Source organism: Polaribacter sp. KT 15, assembly GCF_900143115.1.
In the GTDB taxonomy this organism is placed as follows: Bacteria; Bacteroidota; Bacteroidia; order Flavobacteriales; family Flavobacteriaceae; genus Polaribacter; species Polaribacter marinaquae.
In genome coordinates, this window is sequence record NZ_LT670850.1 from 873,434 (window position 1) to 888,978 (window position 15,545).

18 protein-coding genes are annotated in these 15,545 nt (G+C 27.5%); 17 read left to right on the forward strand and 1 reads right to left on the reverse strand.

The genetic code is table 11. From position 1 onward, the window contains the following. Nucleotide 1: 1 nt before the first annotated feature. The 10 genes from B5464_RS04065 to B5464_RS04110 all read left to right on the forward strand — a co-directional run bounded on the left by B5464_RS04065 (nucleotide 2) and on the right by B5464_RS04110 (nucleotide 8,282). Nucleotides 2–871, forward strand: a complete 870-nt coding sequence (locus B5464_RS04065; protein ID WP_079737315.1) for a restriction endonuclease — start codon at nucleotides 2–4, stop codon at nucleotides 869–871. A 190-nt stretch (nucleotides 872–1,061) separates the two neighbouring features. Beyond that, the gene (locus B5464_RS04070; RefSeq protein ID WP_079737316.1) at nucleotides 1,062–2,255 is read left to right on the forward strand and encodes a TlpA disulfide reductase family protein; all 1,194 of its coding nucleotides are present in this window, start codon (nucleotides 1,062–1,064) and stop codon (nucleotides 2,253–2,255) included. A gap of 199 nt (nucleotides 2,256–2,454) precedes the next feature. Continuing rightward, nucleotides 2,455–2,826 (forward strand): transposase, encoded by a 372-nt coding sequence (locus tag B5464_RS04075; RefSeq protein WP_079737286.1) that lies wholly within the window; start codon nucleotides 2,455–2,457, stop codon nucleotides 2,824–2,826. Continuing rightward, nucleotides 2,826–3,677 carry an IS3 family transposase gene (locus B5464_RS04080; RefSeq protein WP_079737287.1) on the forward strand — a complete coding sequence of 284 codons (852 nt, stop codon included), beginning with the start codon at nucleotides 2,826–2,828 and terminating at the stop codon, nucleotides 3,675–3,677. The genes B5464_RS04075 and B5464_RS04080 overlap by 1 nt, the downstream gene beginning before the upstream one ends. Before the next feature lie 45 nt (nucleotides 3,678–3,722). Then, on the forward strand, nucleotides 3,723–4,370 hold the full coding sequence (locus B5464_RS04085) for a hypothetical protein (protein ID WP_079737317.1): 648 nt from the start codon (nucleotides 3,723–3,725) through the stop codon (nucleotides 4,368–4,370). Nucleotides 4,371–4,528: 158 nt separating this feature from the next. Continuing rightward, complete coding sequence (locus B5464_RS04090; protein ID WP_079737318.1) at nucleotides 4,529–5,323, forward strand: cation transporter; 795 nt, start codon at nucleotides 4,529–4,531, stop codon at nucleotides 5,321–5,323. A gap of 152 nt (nucleotides 5,324–5,475) precedes the next feature. Next, nucleotides 5,476–6,342, forward strand: a complete 867-nt coding sequence (locus B5464_RS04095; RefSeq protein ID WP_154066927.1) for a hypothetical protein — start codon at nucleotides 5,476–5,478, stop codon at nucleotides 6,340–6,342. A gap of 192 nt (nucleotides 6,343–6,534) precedes the next feature. Then, nucleotides 6,535–6,906, forward strand: coding sequence for a transposase (locus B5464_RS04100; protein ID WP_079737286.1), 372 nt, complete (start codon nucleotides 6,535–6,537; stop codon nucleotides 6,904–6,906). Continuing rightward, nucleotides 6,906–7,757, forward strand: coding sequence for an IS3 family transposase (locus B5464_RS04105; protein WP_079737287.1), 852 nt, complete (start codon nucleotides 6,906–6,908; stop codon nucleotides 7,755–7,757). The genes B5464_RS04100 and B5464_RS04105 overlap by 1 nt, the downstream gene beginning before the upstream one ends. 84 nt (nucleotides 7,758–7,841) lie before the next feature. Then, nucleotides 7,842–8,282, forward strand: coding sequence for a hypothetical protein (locus B5464_RS04110; RefSeq protein WP_079737320.1), 441 nt, complete (start codon nucleotides 7,842–7,844; stop codon nucleotides 8,280–8,282). 357 nt (nucleotides 8,283–8,639) lie between these two features. Here the strand turns inward: B5464_RS04110 and B5464_RS04115 are convergent, their stop codons facing one another. Then, the gene (locus B5464_RS04115) at nucleotides 8,640–9,569 is read right to left on the reverse strand and encodes a hypothetical protein (protein WP_172830855.1); all 930 of its coding nucleotides are present in this window, start codon (nucleotides 9,567–9,569) and stop codon (nucleotides 8,640–8,642) included. A gap of 444 nt (nucleotides 9,570–10,013) precedes the next feature. Between B5464_RS04115 and B5464_RS04120 the strand changes: the two genes are divergently transcribed. The 7 genes from B5464_RS04120 to B5464_RS04150 all read left to right on the forward strand — a co-directional run bounded on the left by B5464_RS04120 (nucleotide 10,014) and on the right by B5464_RS04150 (nucleotide 15,520). Then, nucleotides 10,014–10,532: a hypothetical protein gene (locus B5464_RS04120; RefSeq protein ID WP_079737322.1), complete on the forward strand. Its 519-nt coding sequence runs from the start codon at nucleotides 10,014–10,016 to the stop codon at nucleotides 10,530–10,532. Nucleotides 10,533–10,769: 237 nt separating this feature from the next. Next, on the forward strand, nucleotides 10,770–11,414 hold the full coding sequence (locus B5464_RS04125; RefSeq protein WP_079737323.1) for a tetratricopeptide repeat protein: 645 nt from the start codon (nucleotides 10,770–10,772) through the stop codon (nucleotides 11,412–11,414). A 131-nt stretch (nucleotides 11,415–11,545) separates the two neighbouring features. Beyond that, nucleotides 11,546–12,049: a hypothetical protein gene (locus B5464_RS04130; RefSeq protein ID WP_079737324.1), complete on the forward strand. Its 504-nt coding sequence runs from the start codon at nucleotides 11,546–11,548 to the stop codon at nucleotides 12,047–12,049. Between the two features lie 190 nt (nucleotides 12,050–12,239). Beyond that, nucleotides 12,240–12,611 carry a transposase gene (locus tag B5464_RS04135; RefSeq protein ID WP_079737286.1) on the forward strand — a complete coding sequence of 124 codons (372 nt, stop codon included), beginning with the start codon at nucleotides 12,240–12,242 and terminating at the stop codon, nucleotides 12,609–12,611. Next, the gene (locus tag B5464_RS04140) at nucleotides 12,611–13,462 is read left to right on the forward strand and encodes an IS3 family transposase (protein ID WP_079737287.1); all 852 of its coding nucleotides are present in this window, start codon (nucleotides 12,611–12,613) and stop codon (nucleotides 13,460–13,462) included. Before B5464_RS04135 ends, B5464_RS04140 begins: the two co-directional genes overlap by 1 nt. A 43-nt stretch (nucleotides 13,463–13,505) precedes the next feature. After that, entirely contained in the window at nucleotides 13,506–14,174 is a 669-nt protein-coding gene (locus B5464_RS04145) for an energy transducer TonB (RefSeq protein ID WP_079737325.1), read from the forward strand. 164 nt (nucleotides 14,175–14,338) lie between these two features. After that, nucleotides 14,339–15,520 (forward strand): hypothetical protein, encoded by a 1,182-nt coding sequence (locus B5464_RS04150; RefSeq protein ID WP_079737326.1) that lies wholly within the window; start codon nucleotides 14,339–14,341, stop codon nucleotides 15,518–15,520. Nucleotides 15,521–15,545: the final 25 nt, after the last annotated feature.

Genomic DNA, 15,545 nt, shown 5'->3' on the forward strand with positions numbered 1-15,545 from the left:
TATGAAAATTAGCGACATAAAAAAATTTGTTGAATATCTAAAAGTAATAAATAAAAACCGATTCTATCTATCTGAAGAATTTATAAAATGGAATAGCTCCAATTTTAAAATGTCAGAAAATGAATCTGCGGAAGTTTATGAAATTAACGCAAATAAAATAAGTAGACAAATAAAAAGTTATATAGAATCCTGTGAATCGAAACATATTTTTTCTGAATTCAAATTTGATGAATTCGATGCAGATGTTTTAATTAACACTAAATTTTTAGAAGGTAAAGATCAAAAAGACAACATAGAATACAAACTCGAATGGAGAAATAAATTTTATGAATTATTAAAGCAAATTGATTGGAGAGAATTTGAACTATTAGGACAACTTATCCTAACAGAAAATCATATTGAAAATATACAAATTACAAAATCCCAAAAAGATCAGGGAATTGATTTTTATGGGTATTTTAGTTTAAAAAACATCAAATCACTTCCTCGTTTTTATAATTATTTTAAGTTTAGAATAATTGGTCAAGTAAAACATAGTGAAAAAAACAAAGGAGTGGATCACCAAAAAGTAGCCTCTTTTGGAACGGAAATAAATAAACTAAGGAAAACAACTGACAAATCTTATTTCGTAAATCTGGATGATGATTTTATAAACTCAAAATGGCCTATTTTAGGTATTTTTATAACAAATAGTTATTATCCTATCAAAGCGAAAGATTTCGCTAATGAATATGGAATAATATATTGGGATGGAGAACAAATTTCTCAAGATTTAGCAACGAAAAAAAATATCGACAAACTTTTTGACGATATTTCTCAAGATTTATCGTTAGAAAAATTAAAGGAATTAATAAAAGAAATATCAAAATAACTACACCCAACACCGTGTATAATTAATTGCTGCTTTTAGCTCACTTGGAAAATCCTTCGGATTTTCGCCGTTCGTGATTTATTTAGTAGATTAGGTGCTTAAACACGCAACTAATTATAACACAAACACGTTAGCATAAATAGCTCACTCAATCAAAACCTGAATTGAATTAAGAAAAGGAATTTAATAAATGAAAAAAAATCTAATCATTATATCTAAAATCATTTTAGGAATTGTATCAATAGCACTTCCCTTTTTGATTATTGTATTCCTATTAACTAATGTCATACGAATATATGAATATGACCAGTTGAAATGGATTGCATTATTAATTTGCGCAATAGGATTTTACATTTCTGGTTTAATTAATAGAAAAACATCTTTAAAACTTGTTCCTTTCCTTTATATATCACTTCTCATATTTATTCCTATGAGGTGCTTTTATTTTCCTCTAATTTATTTTCTTGTTTTATTTGCAACAATAAGTTTATTAATGACAAGAAATGAGGTTAATAAAACAATCAAATTAGCGTCAATTGCAGTTATGAGTGGACTATTTGTATATTTCCTTTTTTCACAACCTCTAATTATTAAACAAGGAGAATCAATAAAATCAGACCAATATGGAGAATTAATAAATGGAAAGACAATTTGGGATTTTACTGAAAAGAAGAGCAATTTGTTGCCAGAATCAGTTTTTTTAGATTCAAAATCTAAAAATTTTGATTTAAAATCTTTAAAAAATAAAACTTTATACATTTCTTTTTGGGCAACTTGGTGTAGACCTTGTCGAACAGAAAAACCACAACTTGAAAAACTAAAAGCAGATTTTAAGAATAATTCAGACATAATATTTATAGACATTTCAGTAGATGGAGACGAAGAAAAATGGAAAAAATATATTGAATTAAATAAACCTTCAGGAATTCAATTAATATCTAAAGATTACGCAAAAACAAGAAACTTATTCAACCTATCTGGAATTCCTGCACATCTTGTAGTTAACAAAAAAGGAGAATTTGGAAAAGCAAGAATTATTGAAAAAGCATATTTTCTTTTATCAGATTCTGTTCATCTAAATAAATTTATACACAGAAAATTACCCAAAAAAATAAATTCATTTGATATTGATAATTATAGAATGGTAAAATATGTAGAATTAGATTCTACAAATACAATATACTATACAACGCATGAGAAAAATAGATTATTAGCTGCTCAACTAAATAATAATCTAGATACAATGAGAAAAAAGGAGAAAGCAAAATTCATAAATTTATTAATTGAAAAATTTCCAACTCAAAATAACGACTCACTTATTTATAAAGTTATTTTTAGTAAAAGTAACATAGAAAATGTTGAATTTGAATCGGAAAATGAATAAGCTGTATGCCAAACTACTTATGCTAACACCGTATATAATTTATTGCTGGTTTTAGCCTACTTACGAAAGTCCTCGCGGACTTTCTTTGTCGGTAATTATTTACTAAATTAGTTGCTTAAAACACGCAACTAATCATACACAACAACGTTGGCATTAATTAACACCCGTCCTGAAATAAGGCTACATAATTTTAAACATTATGTATAGAAATGACAAAGTAATTAGACGTTACAGTGAACCTTTTAAATTAAAAATTTTAGCCGAACTTACAATCGGAAAACACACAAAGAGCGAACTTTGTAAACTCTACTCTATTGCACCTACAACCGTTAATGAGTGGATTAAAAAGTACAATCGTAAAGACTTAATGAACACCAGAGTAAAAGTGGAGACTAAAGACGAAATATCCAGAATTAAAGCTCTTCAAAAAGAGGTTGAGCAACTAAAAAAACTACTACTTAAAAAAGATCTCGATGCTATGGTAGAAGAATCCTATTTAGAAGTAGCTGCTGAAGATTTAGGTTATAAATCTATTGCTGAACTAAAAAAAAAGTTAAGTATAAAGCCTTAATAAAAGCTAAAGAGAAATCTAAGAAATTTGCGTCTTTAACGACTATAACTCATTGTTTTGGACTTAAACGTGATGCGTATTATAAATACAAATCTAGAGCTGATAAACGTTTAATATTAGAACAACAGATTATAAATATTGTTAGAAAAAGACGCAAATCTCTTCCTAGAGAAGGTGTGCGTAAACTTACTAAATCTTTAGATGTAGATTTTAATAAAGTAAATATTAAAGTTGGTAGAGATACTTTATTTAATGTCCTTAGAAAACACCAAATGCTAACACTTAGAAGGAAAACTAGTGCCAGAACAACAAACTCATATCATCGATTTTATAAATATAATAATATTATAAAAGACTTAAAAATTACAAAATCTAATCAGGTTTGGGTAAGTGATATAACTTACATAAGAACCGTAAAAGGATTTTGTTACTTAGCTTTAATAACAGATATGCACTCTCGAAAAATTGTTGGTTACGACCTTAGTGATAGCTTGGAACTTAAAGGATGTGTGAGAGCGCTAAATAAGGCGATTTATAAAGCTAAAAACATTAATGGGCTTATTCATCATTCAGACAGAGGGATACAATATTGCAGTAATGTATATACTCAAATATTAAAAAGAAAGAAAATAGACATCAGTATGACTGAAGAAAATCATTGTTATGAAAACGCAATGGCTGAACGTGTAAATGGTATTTTAAAAGATGAATTTTATCTAGACCAAACCTTTGATAATGTGGCACACGCAAAGAGAGCTACAAAAAATGCAATTAATTTATACAACGAGATAAGATTACACTTATCTTTAGACTATAAAACACCAAATATGGTATATAAATTATCAGCTTAATTCAATTTTAACCTGTAGCCATATTTCAGGACAAGACATTAAGAAATGAAATTATTTAAAAGTAAAAACACAATTAAAAATTCAACTTTTATCGGAAATAGAATATCTGAAAAAACCGAATTTATAATTTCTAAAGATATTTCTAAACTAGAATTAACGGAAATTTCACATCTTTTAAGAGAATCAATAGCTACACAAACTTGTATAAATATTTCAATTGAGAAACTTAAAAATCTGAAAATTGATTTTGAATTTTATTTCAATAACAAATCATCAGAAAAATATCGTGAACTTTTAAGAGAACTTATACTTGTTCACGAGAGAAATTGGGACTTAAATGTAAAGGCATATGAAAAAATCAAGGGAAAAATTTCAAGTAATTTCTTTGCTTTAATGCTTCCTGAATTTATTATTAACAAGTTTAAATATTATAAGCCAAAAAAACTGGAGTGGAATGAAAACTCTGTAAATAGTTTTAATGCATATATGAATGACAATAGAGCTGGAGTAACAGCTGCCTACAATATGATTCATTCCTTAAAAATAGCTACTTTAAATGGAACGAATATATTTTATTCTATTAATAATGTAGAATACACTATTAAAACATTGAAAGATTTTGAAGATAGAATATTGAATAGTATAAACTGCAATAAAGAATTGAAATCTATGCTTGAACAAGAAAAAAACTAATGCCAACAACGTGTATGTTTTATTGCTTTCTTTTAGCCAACTTACGAAAATCCTCGCGGATTTTCTATTCAGTATTTATTTGCTAAATTTACGCTAAACCAACGCAACAAAGCATACACAAACACGTTGTAAGTAATGCCGAAAAACCCAGAAACCGAATGAAAAAAACAATATTCGAAATTACCAAAATGGACTGTCCTTCAGAGGAAAATCTAATCCGAATGAAATTGGACGGAATTTCAAGTATTGCGAATTTGGATTTTGATATTCCAAACCGAAAACTGACTGTTTTTCACAGCGGAGAATCTGACCAAATCGAAAAGTCCGTTATTGAACTAAATTTAGGCGGAAAAAAAATCTCGACCGAACAGACTGACCAAACGGAATTTAAAGAAAACGAAAATCAGAAAAAACTACTTTGGTCTGTACTTGCCATAAATTTTGCTTTTTTCATTATTGAAATGACAACAGGAATTATCTCAAAATCTATGGGACTTGTTGCCGATAGTTTAGATATGCTTGCGGACAGTTTTGTGTACGGAATTAGTTTGTTTGCGGTTGGCGGAACAGTAATAAAGAAAAAACGGATTGCCAAACTTGCTGGATATTTTCAAATAATACTTGCGATTATTGGATTTGTAGAAGTCTTGAGAAGATTTTTCGGAAACGAGAAACTTCCCGATTTTTCAACAATGATTATAGTTTCGATTTTTGCACTTATTGCAAACGGAATTTGTCTTTATATTTTGCAAAAGTCAAAGAGCAAAGAAGAAGCACATATGAAAGCGAGTATGATTTTCACTTCGAATGACGTGATTATCAATTTGGGAGTAATTATTGCAGGAATTTTAGTGCATTATTTGAGTTCTAATAAACCTGATTTGATTATCGGAACAATTGTTTTTGCATTGGTAATTCAAGGAGCATTTCGGATTTTGAAATTAAGTAAGTGAACTAAAAAAGCACTACTTACAACAACGTGTATAATTAATGGCTGGTTCTCGCCTACTTACGAAAATCCTCGCGGATTTTCTATTCGGTTTTTATTTGCTAAATTAGGTGCTTAAACACGCCACTAATCATACACAAAACCGTTGCCAAACATATGAAAAAAACCTTCCTATTAATAATTTTACTTCCAATAATTGGATTTTCGCAAATGAGAAATCGTTTAAATTCAACTGACCTAAATCGCTATGAATTAAAGGGGAATGTTAAAGAAATGGTCTTTAAGGAATATGAACCGAGATTTTCGAACGATACAACATATACTTTAGAACTATATGACTTTCTCGGACCGAGCAACTTCAAACTTGAATTTAATGAATATGGAAACTTAAAAAAGAAATCTGAATTAAGAACAGAAAATGACTCAATAAAAGTTGGTGCAATTTGGAATTATAAATATGATAACAAAAATAGAATATTGCAAGAACAGAGGCTTTCATTTCAATATTCAAAAGATACTATAACTTGGAATTACGAGTATGTTGGAGATTCAATTATAAATGTTCAACAACTTGACAAAACTTATAAAATTTTATATTATACATACATTGAAAAAGCAAATTTTGAATTTCTTAATCACACAAATTCAGACAGTTCTTATGTAACCAAAAGATTATATTTATATGATAAGTTTAATCGAGTAATTAGATCCGAAGATTATGAAAACAAAGAATTTGTTCAAGATTTAAGAATTACAAGTTACAAAGACACAATAACTTCTAATAAATTTAAAGAGGTTGTGATTTGGACAAAACACAATAATAGTTTTTACAATGAATTTGAATATAACGAAAATGATAATTCAATTAAAATGATTATTGGAAATTTCAACAAAAATGACACTTCTATAAATCGATATGAATATGATTATGATAAATTTGGAAATTGGATTGAAAAAAGACATTTTGGTTGGAGAGGTAAATTATCAACAGTTTTTAAACGAGAAATAAAATATTACGAATAAGAAAAATACGTTTGGCAACACCGTATATAATTTATTGCTAGCATCTTGCATACTTACGAAAGTCCTCGCGGACTTTCTTGGTCAGAAATTATTTACTAAATTAGTTACTTGAAACACGCAATAAACCATATACAACAACGTTGTGGCACATTAACACCCGTCCTGAAATAAGGCTACATAATTTTAAACATTATGTATAGAAATGACAAAGTAATTAGACGTTACAGTGAACCTTTTAAATTAAAAATTTTAGCCGAACTTACAATCGGAAAACACACAAAGAGCGAACTTTGTAAACTCTACTCTATTGCACCTACAACCGTTAATGAGTGGATTAAAAAGTACAATCGTAAAGACTTAATGAACACCAGAGTAAAAGTGGAGACTAAAGACGAAATATCCAGAATTAAAGCTCTTCAAAAAGAGGTTGAGCAACTAAAAAAACTACTACTTAAAAAAGATCTCGATGCTATGGTAGAAGAATCCTATTTAGAAGTAGCTGCTGAAGATTTAGGTTATAAATCTATTGCTGAACTAAAAAAAAAGTTAAGTATAAAGCCTTAATAAAAGCTAAAGAGAAATCTAAGAAATTTGCGTCTTTAACGACTATAACTCATTGTTTTGGACTTAAACGTGATGCGTATTATAAATACAAATCTAGAGCTGATAAACGTTTAATATTAGAACAACAGATTATAAATATTGTTAGAAAAAGACGCAAATCTCTTCCTAGAGAAGGTGTGCGTAAACTTACTAAATCTTTAGATGTAGATTTTAATAAAGTAAATATTAAAGTTGGTAGAGATACTTTATTTAATGTCCTTAGAAAACACCAAATGCTAACACTTAGAAGGAAAACTAGTGCCAGAACAACAAACTCATATCATCGATTTTATAAATATAATAATATTATAAAAGACTTAAAAATTACAAAATCTAATCAGGTTTGGGTAAGTGATATAACTTACATAAGAACCGTAAAAGGATTTTGTTACTTAGCTTTAATAACAGATATGCACTCTCGAAAAATTGTTGGTTACGACCTTAGTGATAGCTTGGAACTTAAAGGATGTGTGAGAGCGCTAAATAAGGCGATTTATAAAGCTAAAAACATTAATGGGCTTATTCATCATTCAGACAGAGGGATACAATATTGCAGTAATGTATATACTCAAATATTAAAAAGAAAGAAAATAGACATCAGTATGACTGAAGAAAATCATTGTTATGAAAACGCAATGGCTGAACGTGTAAATGGTATTTTAAAAGATGAATTTTATCTAGACCAAACCTTTGATAATGTGGCACACGCAAAGAGAGCTACAAAAAATGCAATTAATTTATACAACGAGATAAGATTACACTTATCTTTAGACTATAAAACACCAAATATGGTATATAAATTATCAGCTTAATTCAATTTTAACCTGTAGCCATATTTCAGGACAAGACATTAAAAACTGAACTCAATTTCAAGTCAAAAATAGAATAGTTAATAAATGAAACATTCAAAACATTGTAATTTATGCGATAACGAAATTGCAACTTTTGAAAAAGGAATAATTTGTGGAATATCAAAAAAGAAGCCTGAATTTGAAAAATATTGTTCTGATATTAAACTGAATAAAAAATTCAATGAAAGATTGGAAAATGTTAATTTCAAACTATTAGAATTAAAGAGAAAGAAAAAATGGAATTATTTATCTTTTTTTCTACTTATTGGATTTAGTTTTCTTCTAATTTTTAAAAGCGGAACAATAGCTGAATTGAATAAAAACGAAACTTATTTTTTAGTTCATAAAGCTGGAATAATTGCAGTTGGAATAACAATTTTAATGAATACAATCAGAAATCTAACCAAATATAAAGAGAAACTGAAAAGTGTAAAACTTGAAAAAAATGAAATAAATTCGGTTTCCAAAATTTATGGAATTAATTAAAAAAGGGAAATTTAAAAAAAGCATAGTAATGAATAAAACGTGCCACAACACCGTGTATAATTAATTGCTTGGTTTTAGCCAATTTACGAAAGTCCTCGCGGACTTTCTATCTGTGATTTATTTACTAACTTTAGTGCTTAAAACACGCAACTAACCATACACAACAACGTTAGCAAACATTTAAAACATAAATTTATAAATAAAAAAAACACCTTTTAAGGTGTTTTTTTTATTTATAAATTTATAGACATTTTAACCATGCCATTCGTTACCATTAATAATTATTGAAGTTCTCATAATGTTTATTGAAGTTCTCATAATGTTGTTTTTTTATTCTTAAACAAATGTAAGTAATATTTAATATTTTCTTATTAAAAATATCTTAAAAATATCACTTGGAGTAATAATATTGCTGTAAGTATACTTATTGCTTCCATTAAATTGTTCAATTTTTTTAAATCTATATTTATTTAAATCATTAAAAACATATTGTAATTTATCACAACAATTAATATTAACTTCAATATAATCAATAATTCTGTTAGTACCAAATCCAATAAACCTATCATCATCAATATTCTGAATTGATTTCCTTTCTGTTACAATATCATACTCTAAATGATCTTTAAACTCTTCTTCAAAAGTTATAACAGTACGATCACCAATGTGTTCTATTTTAGAATTGCTTTTATTAAACTCTATCAAATTTTCATCACCATTCAAGTATAATTTTAAATGAGATTCTGTTTCCTCCGTTTCAGACTTAATAACTTCTGTTTTAAAACTCCACTTAAAACTATCAGTATTAGGTCTGATTAATGTATACCTGGTTTTTTTATCAATAATTAAATTATCTCCATCTAATTTTATATTAATATCCATGAAAAAATTTCGATAATAAAAAGGAGTTGTTTCTTTATTAAATAACTCATTATTTACTTTCTTTTTTAATTTATCATATATTAATGGAAAATTAGTTTTATACTTTAAAAGTGTAACTCTTTCCCATAATTCTTCAATTTTATCATATTTCTCTAAAGATTCATCAGAATAAGCAAATACCTCAAGTTTATCTGTTAATTTATTATCAAACTCTTCTGAAAGAATTATTTCTTTGAATTTTTGTTTAACATAAGTTATAGTATTTAAGTACTTTAATGTTCCTGAAAAAATACCTACAGTAAAAAACCATATACTTAACTGACTTAACATTTCAGCAACTTCTTTTTTTATGGGAAAGGTTTTAAGTAACTCACCATCATAAATATTTCCATTATAATAAATCAAATATATTACTGGAAACGGAATAAGTATGAGATAAAAATGACTAATGATTTTTGTTACAATATTTTTAATTACTGGAACCCAATCAATAATTTTTGCCACTATAAAAAGAATGACAAATAAACAAATGATAAATAAAAAAATAATAGAAACTGCATTAAAAAAATTATTATCGAAAAAATGAAATATATCCATATACTATAATTTGAGATGTTTTTAGCAAATTTAACATTATTTAAACATTTTGTCATAGTAATATTCATCCTAAAAAAACGATTTGCTAACACCGTATATAATTTATTGCTGGCTTCTCGCCTACTTACGAAAGTCCTCGCGGACTTTCTTTGTCCATAATTATTTACTAAATTAGTTGCTCGAAACACGCAACAAACCATATACAACAACGTTACCCAACATTAACCACTCAACTCAAAACTGAAGGAAAAATTGAAAGAAAAATTGAAAGCTGAATTTATTAATCAACCAACTTCTGGACAATATGAGGAAAAAATTTTTGACTTAAATACAGTTTGGAAAAGTCAAATTTGGAGTTGGACAAAATTCGTAACAAAAAGTGGATTTGAATGGGTAGGAATGTTTCGTGGAGAACAGAAAAGAATTGCAATTGCGGAAAAAATTAATCAAATAGGAATTCTAACAAGTGACGGACTTTATATTTTAGATATTGAGGAAAAAGAAATCCTATATTTTGACCAAAAAGTAGAATATGGAGAATTAGCTGAAATCCCAACAAAAGATAAATTCATTGTTTCGGAATTTGGCGAAATCGGAATAATTGACGAAAATTTTAAAATAAAGTATTTAAATCTTGAATTTGAGATTGAAAATATTGTGTTTGGAAAATATGAGGAAAAAAGATTGAAAATAAACTTTGAGAAACTACCTAATTATGAAATAATAGATGGCTTTTTAAATACTGAAAATTGGAAAATAGAAATGGAATAAAAAAACGTTGGGTAACACCGTATAAAATTTATTGCTGGTAATCGCTCACTTGGGAAATTCCTTCGGAATTTCGCCGTTCGTATTTTATTTAGTAAATTCACTGCTAAACCAACGCAACAAAGCTTATACAACAACGTTACCTGCAATTTAAAAAAACTGAATAAAGAAGTGAAATATTTAATTCTATTAATAATATTAAGTCTTATTGAGTGTAATTTTGTGAAAAAGAAAAATAGTTTGAGTAAAAAAAAATTAAATTCTGAATTAATAAATATAATTGAAAATAATCCTGATTGTGGAATTTATAAAATAATTAATTCTGAAAGCGAAAACCCAATTGAATGGAATATTGAACCGACTACTTTAAAAATAATACCAAAAGGAGAAGGTCATTATCTTGTAAAGGCATACAAAATAGAAAAAACTGGAATATATAAATCCGCATACATTAATGTAAACACTCCTGAAAGAATAGTTGATTTTGTGATATTTAACTTAGAAAAACCTGAATATTCTTATGCATATGATTCTATGAATATAGAAGTAATTCCTGCAGTAGCCTCTGACTGTTATGGTTCTTACGAAACCTACTATTCAAGATACAATACTGAATTATCAATAAAAGTATTAAAACAAGGTTTAGAAATAAGTAAAGAAAAAAGTGTTATTGCCGAAGATTTAGGCTATATTCTTATAGATGAAAACAGACATAAAGAAGCATTGAATTATTTCCTAATATCAGAAAAAAATGGAATTTCATCCGAATTCATAATTGAAGAAATAGAAAGTATTTATCGAGTTTTAGGAAATATTGAAAAAGCTGAATATTATAAACTAAAATTGGGGAAAATAAAAACTGCAGGTAACACCGTGTATAATTAATTGCTGCTTTTAGCTCACTTGGAAAATCCTTCGGATTTTCGCCGTTCGTGATTTATTTAGTAGATTAGGTGCTTAAACACGCAACTAATCATAACACAAACACGTTGTAAACAAGCTGAAAAACGAAAACTATGATACATTTGATTTGGTCTATAATAAACGGAATGATTGTTCTTTACTTTCTTTATCTAATTGTTGGATTTATAGCTAAAGGAAAAAAAATATTTAAACCACAATTTAAATTTGTCTCAATCTTTATAATGGTAATCGGAATTGTACAAATAATTTCCGCATCTAATTCAGGAAAAAACTCAAACCGAATATCAATAACAGAAAACTATGAGAGAAAAAATAACTCGGAAATTAAACAAGTGAAATTGGAAGATAATTGGACTTTTGATATAAATATGCTTGTAAAATATTCTATAGAACAGAATGAATATATCCCAATTGAAAGTAACAGTTATTTGACTGGAATTGTGAGCGGTTATATGTGGGAATTTAAGTCAATAGATACGAACAATTTGAATATGAATGGAAAAGCGGAATTTATTGCTAATGGAATTTTAAAATGGAATCTTTTTGGAATTACTGTTTATAACGAATCAAAAACATTTAGCGGAATTATAGAATGAAAAAAGCCTGTTTACAACACCGTATAAAATTAATTGCTAGTTTTAGCTCACTTGGGAAATTCCTTCGGAATTTCGCCGTTCGTGATTACTCTAGTAAATTAGTTGCTTGAAACACGCAACTAACCTTATACAACAACGTTAGCCACAATTAACACCCGTCCTGAAATAAGGCTACATAATTTTAAACATTATGTATAGAAATGACAAAGTAATTAGACGTTACAGTGAACCTTTTAAATTAAAAATTTTAGCCGAACTTACAATCGGAAAACACACAAAGAGCGAACTTTGTAAACTCTACTCTATTGCACCTACAACCGTTAATGAGTGGATTAAAAAGTACAATCGTAAAGACTTAATGAACACCAGAGTAAAAGTGGAGACTAAAGACGAAATATCCAGAATTAAAGCTCTTCAAAAAGAGGTTGAGCAACTAAAAAAACTACTACTTAAAAAAGATCTCGATGCTATGGTAGAAGAATCCTATTTAGAAGTAGCTGCTGAAGATTTAGGTTATAAATCTATTGCTGAACTAAAAAAAAAGTTAAGTATAAAGCCTTAATAAAAGCTAAAGAGAAATCTAAGAAATTTGCGTCTTTAACGACTATAACTCATTGTTTTGGACTTAAACGTGATGCGTATTATAAATACAAATCTAGAGCTGATAAACGTTTAATATTAGAACAACAGATTATAAATATTGTTAGAAAAAGACGCAAATCTCTTCCTAGAGAAGGTGTGCGTAAACTTACTAAATCTTTAGATGTAGATTTTAATAAAGTAAATATTAAAGTTGGTAGAGATACTTTATTTAATGTCCTTAGAAAACACCAAATGCTAACACTTAGAAGGAAAACTAGTGCCAGAACAACAAACTCATATCATCGATTTTATAAATATAATAATATTATAAAAGACTTAAAAATTACAAAATCTAATCAGGTTTGGGTAAGTGATATAACTTACATAAGAACCGTAAAAGGATTTTGTTACTTAGCTTTAATAACAGATATGCACTCTCGAAAAATTGTTGGTTACGACCTTAGTGATAGCTTGGAACTTAAAGGATGTGTGAGAGCGCTAAATAAGGCGATTTATAAAGCTAAAAACATTAATGGGCTTATTCATCATTCAGACAGAGGGATACAATATTGCAGTAATGTATATACTCAAATATTAAAAAGAAAGAAAATAGACATCAGTATGACTGAAGAAAATCATTGTTATGAAAACGCAATGGCTGAACGTGTAAATGGTATTTTAAAAGATGAATTTTATCTAGACCAAACCTTTGATAATGTGGCACACGCAAAGAGAGCTACAAAAAATGCAATTAATTTATACAACGAGATAAGATTACACTTATCTTTAGACTATAAAACACCAAATATGGTATATAAATTATCAGCTTAATTCAATTTTAACCTGTAGCCATATTTCAGGACAAGACATATAAATGGAACACGATAATCATCTCGAAATACAAAAAACTGAATTTAAATTTGATAATTTTAGACGGCTGAATTTGATTTATCCCGAAATAACAGGTTTGAGAAGATTAATAAAACGAAGATTTTTTGAGGTAGATATTCAATTTGAATTGGATTCTAATAATACGCCTCAAAATGTTAGAAAATCTGAATTTGTAAATAAATTACCAAGAATGGTTTTCCAAAAAAATAAATTTAAAAAAACGAATAAAACTGAATTTATTAATGAATCTAAAAAGCTAATTGAATCATTTACAAAATGGAAACATTATAAAAAAGGTGAGAATTATATTAACAAAAGATTTTTTAAAACTATAAATTTCGCCTATCATCCTGAGTATTTTTTGAAAGGAAATGATTTTGAAATAAATCCCGACAAACGACCATACTTTAAAGAAAAAAATGACGAATATGAATGGATTATAAACTGTAAATATGGTTGTGATGGAACTATGAATTTATTATCCGTTGTTGAAAAAAATGGTGAATTAACAAATATTGAATTAATTGGAATAAGCGGAAAAATATCTAATGAATCAGCAATACAAGGATTAAAGTCATTAGGTAATCTTGAACCTGCCATTAAAAACGGAAAAAAAGTTAGAACGCAAATTGATTTATTAATCTATATTTAAAATACTATTGCCAACACCGTACAAAATTAATTGCTTGCTTTAAGCCTACTTACGAAAATCCTCGCGGATTTTCTTTGTCGGTAATTATTTAGTAAATTTAGTACTTAAACCACGCAACTAACCTTGTACAAACACGTTGTGGCACATTAAAACGAAATCCGAAAATGGCAGTAAAATTTAGGAAAGAAAAAATATCAATTCAAAACATTGGAAAACAAAGATTTTGGATTGGAATTATTTTAGGTCTGTTTTCTGCGATTATAATTTCGCTAACGTTCAGTTATTTTCGAGAACTATTTCGGTTTTTTACAACTTTATCTGCTGATTTACTCATTTTAGAAAAATCTGAATTACAATTTTATAATTACTTCTTTTCATCACTTGCAACAATTTTAGGTCTTTCAATAACAGTTGCTATTTGGATGACGAATAATAATCATAAAAGAAGAAAAGATAAAATTCATAAACAATTATCACGAACAAATATATACTTTACTTTTTGGTTAATATTAATGATGATTGCGAGATTTGGTTCGGTTCTTCCTTTCATTTTGTATGGAATGCCAGGTTATGATAATCAATTAAATTTATTCGAAGAATATTGGCTTTTATTTGTTTTAATTCCAATTGTAGTTTTTGCCCAAAATTGGTTTATTGTTAGATTAGTTTATCATTCTGCAAAGTGGATATTTTATTCAATCTTAATTTGTGTAGCAATAACGTTTACATTAAAAACTACAACATCAATTAATCAAGAAATTTTAAACAGAGCTTATTACAAAAAATTTGAATCGGATTATAATTATATTGACCAACAAATAAATAAGGCAAAAGTTGAATACGGAATTGATTTTAAAGAAAATACATTAGAAACATTAAAAAAATGGAAAACTGAAAGTTCAACCAAACAAGTAGTTAATTTAAAATCAGCATTTTCAAAAGACAAAAAAGTATCTTTAGATACAATTATTCTTCAAAAAATTGTGATTAAGAACTTTAAAGAAAATGGTAGATATTTTAGAAGAAATTCAATTGACAATTGGCGTTATGCTTTTCCAAAAGATATCTTAAGACAACTTGAACTTTATGATATTAAGTCAAACGAATCAAAAGAGCTCATAGAAATATTAAAGGAACAAATTTACTTAATTAACACACCAGAAATAGATTGGAAAGAATATGACAAACATACAGATACTGAAATAAGGAAAAGTTTTGGTGTGAAATACAACGTTCCAAAGCAAATAATTGAGCAGTTAGAAAAAGTACGTGACAGTTTAATTAATGACAATAAATATTATGAAATTTCAAAAGATTTACCTGAATTAAAACAAAGGAATGAATAGAAATAACGTGCCACAACAACATATA

What these genes read in the sequence shown, in the direction of transcription:
- B5464_RS04065 (WP_079737315.1), top strand. Translation starts at nt 2, where the DNA reads ATGAAAATTAGCGACATAAAAAAATTTGTTGAATATCTAAAAGTAATA.
- B5464_RS04070 (WP_079737316.1), top strand. Translation starts at nt 1,062, where the DNA reads ATGAAAAAAAATCTAATCATTATATCTAAAATCATTTTAGGAATTGTA.
- B5464_RS04075 (WP_079737286.1), top strand. Translation starts at nt 2,455, where the DNA reads ATGTATAGAAATGACAAAGTAATTAGACGTTACAGTGAACCTTTTAAA.
- B5464_RS04085 (WP_079737317.1), top strand. Translation starts at nt 3,723, where the DNA reads ATGAAATTATTTAAAAGTAAAAACACAATTAAAAATTCAACTTTTATC.
- B5464_RS04090 (WP_079737318.1), top strand. Translation starts at nt 4,529, where the DNA reads ATGAAAAAAACAATATTCGAAATTACCAAAATGGACTGTCCTTCAGAG.
- B5464_RS04095 (WP_154066927.1), top strand. Translation starts at nt 5,476, where the DNA reads ATGAAAAAAACCTTCCTATTAATAATTTTACTTCCAATAATTGGATTT.
- B5464_RS04100 (WP_079737286.1), top strand. Translation starts at nt 6,535, where the DNA reads ATGTATAGAAATGACAAAGTAATTAGACGTTACAGTGAACCTTTTAAA.
- B5464_RS04110 (WP_079737320.1), top strand. Translation starts at nt 7,842, where the DNA reads ATGAAACATTCAAAACATTGTAATTTATGCGATAACGAAATTGCAACT.
- B5464_RS04130 (WP_079737324.1), top strand. Translation starts at nt 11,546, where the DNA reads ATGATACATTTGATTTGGTCTATAATAAACGGAATGATTGTTCTTTAC.
- B5464_RS04135 (WP_079737286.1), top strand. Translation starts at nt 12,240, where the DNA reads ATGTATAGAAATGACAAAGTAATTAGACGTTACAGTGAACCTTTTAAA.
- B5464_RS04145 (WP_079737325.1), top strand. Translation starts at nt 13,506, where the DNA reads ATGGAACACGATAATCATCTCGAAATACAAAAAACTGAATTTAAATTT.
- B5464_RS04150 (WP_079737326.1), top strand. Translation starts at nt 14,339, where the DNA reads ATGGCAGTAAAATTTAGGAAAGAAAAAATATCAATTCAAAACATTGGA.